The organism is Galbibacter sp. (assembly GCF_035306585.1).
Lineage (GTDB): Bacteria > Bacteroidota > Bacteroidia > Flavobacteriales > Flavobacteriaceae > Galbibacter.
The window spans coordinates 1-2,164 of sequence record NZ_DATGNU010000049.1 but is presented as its reverse complement, the minus strand read 5'-3'; the positions used below and the strand labels follow the sequence as shown (position 1 = coordinate 2,164).

Sequence of the window (2,164 nt, the reverse complement as noted above, 5' to 3'; positions counted from 1 at the left end):
AGGAATGATTATAAAGTTCTATGGCTGTAGTTTAGCTGTGATGTATAGAACCGTACATAGTGACGGTCGGTTAGAGTCAGGCCCTATGCATTATATGACAAAAGGTATAGGTTTTATGGGTAAACCGCTAGCGGTGTTTTTCTCTGTAGCTGGTTTAGTTGGCTTTCTAGGGGTGTTTACGGTTAATCAATTTACCCAAACTTTTATGAGCGTTGTTGATCCAGATGTGAACATCGCAGCACTTGGTGATTTTAATTGGAAATTAATTATAGGAATTAGTTTATCTATACTAACTTCTCTTGTTATTTTCGGAGGCCTACAAAAGATCGCCAAAGTAGCTACCGCTATAGTGCCTTTTATGGTTGGGTTATATTTTGCCGCTGTAATGGTGATCCTTTTCACTAATGCGGATAACATACTACCTTCATTTGGGCTGATCTTTGAAGAGGCTTTTAATTTTGATACCGCTATTAAAGGAGGGTTCTGGGGCTTGGTGATTCTCGGTGTAAGAAGGGCCGTGTTCTCCAACGAAGCAGGACTAGGAAGTGCCCCGATGTATCATGGAGAATCCAAAACGAATGAACCTGTACAAGAAGGTCTCGTGGCGATGTTAGGACCATTTATCGATACTATTATTGTATGTTCATTAACTGCGATAACGATCATTATCAGTGGCGCCTACTTAGAGGTAGAAACTAATGGTATTGCTATGACCTTATTTGCATTTGAAAAATCCCTCTTTGGTTATGGTGACATCATACTCCTGCTTATAGTTGCAGCCTTTGCAATGTCCACCTTATTTACGTATTCTTACTATGGTACCAAGTGCCTATCCTATTTATCAAATCCTAAAATTGCCAAATGGTTTAACGTTTATTACATCGCAACCATTACCTTTGCAGCGATAACTTCCGTTGGGGTTGTAATTAACTTGATTGATTTAGCATATGCGCTAATGTGTATCCCAAATATGATCGCATTGATTTGGTTAGCGCCTAAGGTGAATGCTTCCATGAAGATGTATTTAAAAAAAATTAAAGATGAGCGAACATAAAGCAGGCTTTGTAAATATTGTAGGGAATCCTAATGTTGGGAAATCTACTCTTATGAATACTTTAATAGGGGAGAAACTCTCCATTATAACATCGAAAGCACAAACCACCAGGCACCGAATTTTCGGGATTGTAAATGGTGAGGACTTTCAGGTGGTATTCTCCGATACCCCTGGAATTATAAAACCTGCTTATGGACTTCAATCCTCAATGATGGATTTTGTTAAATCTGCCTTTGAAGATGCAGATGTCTTATTGTATATGGTAGAGATTGGGGAGAAAGATTTAAAAGATGAATCATTCTTTGCGAAAATCACCAACGCTAAAGTTCCTGTACTACTTCTTTTAAATAAAATTGATGTGTCCTCGCAAGAGGTTTTAGAGCAACAAGTGCAGCTATGGAAAGAAAAAGTACCCAATGCAGAGATTTATCCAATTTCAGCCCTTCAAAATTTTAACATTGACACGGTGTTTAATCGTATTTTAGAGCTACTACCAGATTCACCTGCCTTTTATCCAAAGGATCAAATTACCGATAAGCCAGAGCGATTTTTTGTCAACGAAACTATCCGTGAAAAAATTCTAATGAACTACAGTAAGGAGATTCCTTATGCCGTTGAGGTAGAAACTGAAGAATTTTTAGAGGATGAAAACATCATACGTATTCGCTCGGTGATTATGGTAGAGCGCGATACTCAGAAAGGAATTATTATCGGTCACAAAGGCTCCGCTTTAAAAAGAGTAGGAATCCAAGCCCGTAAGGATCTCGAGAAGTTTTTTGGTAAACAGGTTCACATTGAGATTTTTGTGAAGGTTAATAAAAACTGGCGCTCCGACCAACAACAACTCAAACGTTTCGGATACAACCAGAAATAACCTTTACTTTACGTTACTTAAAATAGGTAACATAAGGATACGCTTTTGGTAACCATAACCTAAATTGCCTTTGCTTTCTTTGGTGAAAATTAAAACCCAACCAATGAAATTCAAAAATGCATTTCTCTTTACGGCTATTAGTCTAGGCTTTATTGCTTGTGAGTCCGATGAGGATGATTGTTGTGTCGATCCAATTGATCCAGAAATTCGTTTTGAACATCTCACCACCATTGCCG

The 2,164-nt window shown here is 38.1% G+C and carries 2 protein-coding genes; both read left to right on the top strand.

Features of this window, described 5'->3' with window-relative positions; all coding sequences use genetic code 11:
- On the top strand, positions 1-1,054 hold a 1,054-nt coding region (locus tag VKY50_RS05785), incomplete at its 5' end, for an alanine/glycine:cation symporter family protein (protein ID WP_324299795.1).
- Complete coding sequence (gene era / locus VKY50_RS05780) at positions 1,041-1,928, top strand: GTPase Era (protein ID WP_324299793.1); 888 nt, start codon at positions 1,041-1,043, stop codon at positions 1,926-1,928. The genes VKY50_RS05785 and era, both read left to right, overlap by 14 nt.
- The last annotated feature ends 236 nt before the right edge of the window (positions 1,929-2,164 follow it).

Excerpts from the sequence above, each read along its gene's own strand:
- era (WP_324299793.1), top strand. The coding sequence starts at position 1,041 with ATGAGCGAACATAAAGCAGGCTTTGTAAATATTGTAGGGAATCCTAAT.